The following is a 5,288-nucleotide window of genomic DNA, read 5'->3' as shown; positions in this document are numbered from 1 at the left end:
AATTGGGACAGGGCGCTTTGTTGGGCCAGGGCTTTGGTGGTGGGCGCCGGTGCGGGTGGGCCGGGTTTGGGGGCCGGGTGGGCGGTGACGGCGGCGTGCAGCGGCGAGGCGTAAAAGCGGGCGGTCCAGTCGGTGGTGGTGTCGCGTTCGAGCAGGGTGAACAGGTCGGCGAAGTCGGTGCAGTGGAAGTAGCTCAAGGCTTGCTGGGGTGGGCCGAAGTAGGCCAGCCGGCCCCCGGGGGCCAAGATCAGCAGCCGGTCGCACATGTTGAGGTGGGCGATGTTGTGGGTGACCACCACCACCGAGCGGCCGTCGTCGGCCAGCGAGCGCAGGGTCTGCATGACCGATTTCTCATAGCCGGGGTCGAGCCCGGAGGTGGGTTCGTCTAAAAACAGCAGCGAGGGTTTGGTCAGCAGTTCCAGTGCGACGCTGGTGCGTTTGCGCTGCCCGCCCGACAGACTGTCGATGCGTTGATCGGCCTGGGTGGACAGGCCCAGTTCGGTCAGCACCTCCTGGATGCGCTGGTTGCGTTCGGCGGCCGACACGTCGTGGGGAAAGCGCAGCCGCGCAGCGTAATTGAGCGCCCGCCGGACCGTCAGCGGGGTGTGCAAGATGTCGTCTTGGGGCACGAACCCGATGCGGTGGCGCAGTTCGGCGTAGTTGTCGTAGAGGTCGCGGTCGTCGTAGCGCACGCTGCCGCTGGTGGCCGGGCGGAACCCGGTCAGCGCCCCCAGCAGCGTCGATTTACCGGCCCCGCTGGGCCCCACCACCGCCAACAGGCTGCGCTGGGGCAGGGCGAAGCTGACGTCGGCCAACAACAGCTTGCCTTTTTTGGAGCCCTTGTTGGTGACCACCCGCAGGTTGGCGGCCTCATAGGAAATGTCGCCGGTGTCAACGTATTCCACCAGCCGGTCCCCGGACAGATGCAGCAGCTGATGACCGATGCCGACGATGTCGCTGGCGCCTAGCAGCGCCCGGCTGATCCGGATGCCGTTGACGTAGGTGCCGTTGGCGCTGTTGTTGTCGACCAGCTCCCACTGACTGCCCGAGCGGCGCAGCATGGCATGACGGCGCGAGACCAGCAGATCATTGAGCACCACATCGTTGTCGGGGCCACGCCCGATCGTCACCACCAACTGATCAATGGCATGCACCGCCGTCGGCGGCCGGGCCACCGTCGTCTGGCCCACCACCGCGGCAGGCTGCGGCGCCGCCGCGCCGGGCTGCCCGCCCGGCGCCAACTGCACCAGCTGACCCGAGGACGCCGAACCCAACATCACCGACACCGGCCGCACAATGGCCACCCGCTCGACCCGCGCACCCTCGACAAACATCCCATTGCTGCTGTGGTTGACCAAAACCCAGCCCCCCGGGCCGGGCTGCAACACCGCATGATCACGCGACACCCGCGGATTGTCCAACCGCACATCAACCTCAGCCGAGCGACCAATCGTCCACACCCGATTCGGCGTGACATGCCAGACCCGCCCCCCAGCACGCACCTCCAACCGGGGCACCTCCATCACGACCGCCTCGGTCCTACCCTCCATACCCAGCCTCCGGCACCTCCACCCAACAACCCCCAACCACCACCACCCCACGGCAACGTAGCAATTTTGCATGCCGTAGTGGGTGAAAAGTCGTCCTTGGGAATCGCCAAGGCGGCTACGGTTGCACGGTTGCGCCCATCCGGTGCAGCTTGCTCATCGCCGCCCTTGCCTGCAAATCTTGTTGTGCTGCTTGGCTTTAGCGTCTACGGATGGTCCGGATCAGCCGTACTTCGCCCACCACGTGTGCAGTTCGTCGATGGTGGCCGGATCACCGAACACGTCGCTGAGCATCAGTTTTTCTTCGTTGGTCCAGATCACGTTCGGGTGGTTCTTATAGGTGCCGCAAGCGATCATGCCGGCGGTCACGTTCGGCGTCCTGTCGTAATGCCAGCCGTCGGGCGACGGTCCTTCCCCGGGGCAGTTCATCAGCTCCACCGCGGCGATGTCGTCATTGAAGGCCTTCTTGAGCGCGTCAAGAGTCGGGAACAGACCGTAGATGGCGCGGCTGGGGCCGCCCTGGTTGGTGTTCTGCCCGCAGTTGTACATGGCAGTCGCTCCGGTCCAAACGCTGTCCGGCTTGGGACTGGTCGCGGTGCACGTGCCGCTGGCGTAACCGGACGGCAGATAACTCATCAGCCTGCTTTGCGGGTCCCCGGCCGGGGTAGTTGTCGCTGGGGAACTCGGGGTCGACGGCTTGGTGGTGGGGACGGAGGTCGTGGTGTCCGCCTTCGGGGTGGAGTCCGGCCTGGTCGCCAACCAGATCCCGATGGCGGCGACGACGAGAACGACCACCAGTGCGGCGGCGCCGGCCACGATCGGCCACGGGTTGCGCTTGCGCGGTGCGGGCTGATTCCAGGGTGCCGGGCCGCCGGGCTGTTGTGGTGGGGTGCCCGGTGGCGTGCCCCCCCAGCCGCCGGCTGGGTAGTACTGCGGGACCGGGGCGGGCTGGCCCGTTGCCGGAATGGGACCGCTCGCAGGTGCCCACGCGGGCTGCCCGGTCGGGCTCGCCTGTGGCAACGGCCCCGAACCCGCCGGTTCCGGGTACTGCGGCGCCGGTGGCGGCGTGGCAGCAGCTTGCGTCGGGGGTTGGGGCGCAAAAGGTGCAAAAGCGGTGCCCGGCAGGGTCGCTTCCTGGCTGCGGCGCACGATGTCGGCGGCGTGGTCTTGATCGGGGTCGCTGAGGGCGTCGTGGGCGGCCCGGGCGAAATCGCCGGCGCTGGCGTAGCGGTCCTCGGGCTTCTTGGCCATGCCGCGCGCGATCACCGCGTCCAACCGCTTGGGTATCCCCGAGCGCGCGGCGCTGGCCTGCGGCACCGGATCCATCAGGTGCGCGGTGACCAGGGTGGACGCGCTGTCGGCGCGATATGGCGGGGAACCGGTCAAACATTCGTACAGCACGCACGCCAAAGCGTAGATGTCGGCGCGGTAGGTCACCTCGTCGTTGGAAAACCGTTCGGGCGCCATGTATTTCCAGGTGCCCACCGCTGTGCCCAATTGGGTCAGCTTCTCGTCGGTGGTGGCGCTGGCGATGCCGAAGTCGACCAGATAGGCGAAGTCGTCGCGGGTCACCAGGACGTTGGGCGGTTTGACATCGCGGTGCATCACCCCGGCGGCGTGGGCGGCGTCCAGGGCGGAGGCGACCTGGCTGATGATGGCTACCGCCCGGGGTGGGGTCAGCGGACCGAAACGCTTGAGCAGGGTGTCCAGGTCGGTGCCCTCGATCAGGCGCATCTCCAGGTACATCTGGCCGTCGATCTCGCCGTAGTCGTGGATGGGCACCACGTGTGGTTCCTGCAACCGACCGGCAGTGCGGGCTTCGCGCTTCATCCGCTCGCGAAACACCGCGTCCTTGCTGAACTCCGCGGTCATCAGCTTGACCGCGCACGGCCACTCCTTGACGGTGTTCTCGGCTTCGTAGACCTCGCCCATACCGCCACGGCCCAGGAGCCGCTTGAGGTGGTAAGGGCCGAACATCGACCCCACACGCGAGTCTGGCGCCTCGCCCATCGCTGATCCTCCCTCGACCCAACCCGAATTCCGCCGACCCTATCAAGCGGGCTCGAGGTATCGCAGCGTGTGCGACCATCGGCCCAGCAAACCGTGACGGTAACCATGACGGTAAGGCCTCGCCAATCTGGCCGCATGAAAACGGGGCTTATCCGTCCGCGGGCGACCGGGCACCGGTTGCCCCGTCGGACCTCGGACGAACACGGCCGGTCACGACGGGCGTCCGGCTACGGCCGTGCGCTAGCCGGGCGCCCGGCCGTGCGGTCACCGCGCGGCGAAAAGCCCTGGCGCAGTACGACGCTGAGCTGGCACCCGTCCTGTCCAGCCGGCTCGTCGCGCTCAAAGTGGTTGCGGCACACCGGTGCTGCCGCCACGCTAGCGGTCACGCCGGGCAGCGATCTGAAAGGTGAATTCGTGGTCGCAGATACGGATGTGATCGCCGTCGTTGAGCGTGGCGGCGCCGCGGATCCGCTGGTGCCCTACGTGCACACCGTTGGATGACCGGAGATCGTTGATGATGTAGTTGGTCCCGGTGTCGATGATTACCGCGTGATGGCGGCTGACCTTTGCGCTGTCGAGCACGATGTCGTTGTCACTGAGACGGCCGATACGGGTCGCCGCGGTGCGAAGCGGGTGGTCGTGCCCGGTGGCGATGTCGTGCAGGCAGGCCATGGCTTGTTGCCCGGTCGCCATCGTCCGCTGGTCGAGCACGGTGACGGTGCCGACGGCGGTGGACTTCGCGTTCATCTTGGCGTCCAACGGTTCCTGGCGCAGAATGCGTTCGTTGAGACCGCGCAGCGTCGGGCCGGGGTCGATGCCGAGATCCTCGGCCAGGGTTGTCTTTACCCGTCGATACGCGCCCAACGCGTCGGATTGCCGATCGGTGAGGTAATAGGCGGTGATCAGCTGCGCCCACAGTGGTTCGCGATACGGGTGTTCGACGGTGAGGGCCTCTAATTCGGTGATCACCTCAGCAGCGCGGCCGCAAGCGATCTCGGCTTCCGCCTTGGCGGTGTGGGCCAGAATCTTGTCCTCCACGAGCGCGGTGGCGAACGCGTCGACGAACTGGAAGTCACGCAGGTCGTCGAGCACGGGCCCACGCCATTCCCGCAGTGCCACAGCCAAATGCCGGCTGGCCTGTTCGAATTTGCCGGCAGCGGCCGCGTGTACCCCGGCAGCTTTCTCCGCGATGAACCGCCCGAGATCACAGCTGTTCTCCGGAATGCTGAGCCGGTAGCCCGGGGGTGCGGCGGCCAATATCGCCCGGGGGTCGACCCCGGCGCCGCTGAGCAGCTTGCGCAGGTTGGACACGTAGGAATGAATGCTGGCCCGGGCTCCGGAGGGAGGCCACTCCTCCCAGAGGGCGGTGATCAGTGCGTCGACCCCGACCGGCCGGTTGCGGTTGATCACCAGCATGGCCAGCACCGCCCGCTGTTTAGGGGTGCCGGTCGGCACCAGGGCGCCGTCGATGCTCATCTCCAGCGGCCCCAGCAGACCGAATTCGAGACGTTTGCCCGTCATCGCGTTACCAGCCATCCCGGGTCCTCCGCGGCTTCATCTGCGCCTCATCTGCCTAGTCCTCAAATAAGCGAGCCGGTGTGAGATGGGTGGCAGTATCGCACAGGCGTGCGATTTGGCTTGGCGGTGGGGCGGTTTGTGAGGGGGCGATGGCTGTTGTCAGGTGCGTGAGCGGTCGCAGTTTGGCTGGATCATTGGTTCTGCGTGAGGTTT

3 protein-coding genes are annotated in these 5,288 nt (G+C 66.8%); all 3 read right to left on the bottom strand.

Annotation, left to right across the window (positions count from 1 at the left end):
* Positions 1-1,550: FHA domain-containing protein (locus EET03_RS19775; protein WP_122508815.1), on the bottom strand; the 1,550-nt coding region annotated here is incomplete at its 3' end.
* Between the two features lie 219 nt (positions 1,551-1,769).
* Positions 1,770-3,557, bottom strand: a complete 1,788-nt coding sequence (locus tag EET03_RS19770) for a serine/threonine-protein kinase (RefSeq protein WP_075542283.1) — start codon at positions 3,555-3,557, stop codon at positions 1,770-1,772.
* Between the two features lie 375 nt (positions 3,558-3,932).
* Positions 3,933-5,093 carry an ATPase/transcriptional regulator EmbR gene (embR, locus tag EET03_RS19765; RefSeq protein WP_075542282.1) on the bottom strand — a complete coding sequence of 387 codons (1,161 nt, stop codon included), beginning with the start codon at positions 5,091-5,093 and terminating at the stop codon, positions 3,933-3,935.
* Positions 5,094-5,288 lie beyond the last annotated feature (195 nt).

It is taken from the genome of Mycobacterium innocens (genome assembly GCF_900566055.1).
Lineage (GTDB): Bacteria > Actinomycetota > Actinomycetes > Mycobacteriales > Mycobacteriaceae > Mycobacterium > Mycobacterium innocens.
Note: the sequence above shows the minus strand (reverse complement) of the source record. Positions and strands in the feature narration are given on the sequence as shown.

Bases quoted from the DNA above. Each gene is read 5' to 3' on its own strand.
- EET03_RS19770 (WP_075542283.1), bottom strand. From the start codon at position 3,557: ATGGGCGAGGCGCCAGACTCGCGTGTGGGGTCGATGTTCGGCCCTTAC.
- embR (WP_075542282.1), bottom strand. From the start codon at position 5,093: ATGGCTGGTAACGCGATGACGGGCAAACGTCTCGAATTCGGTCTGCTG.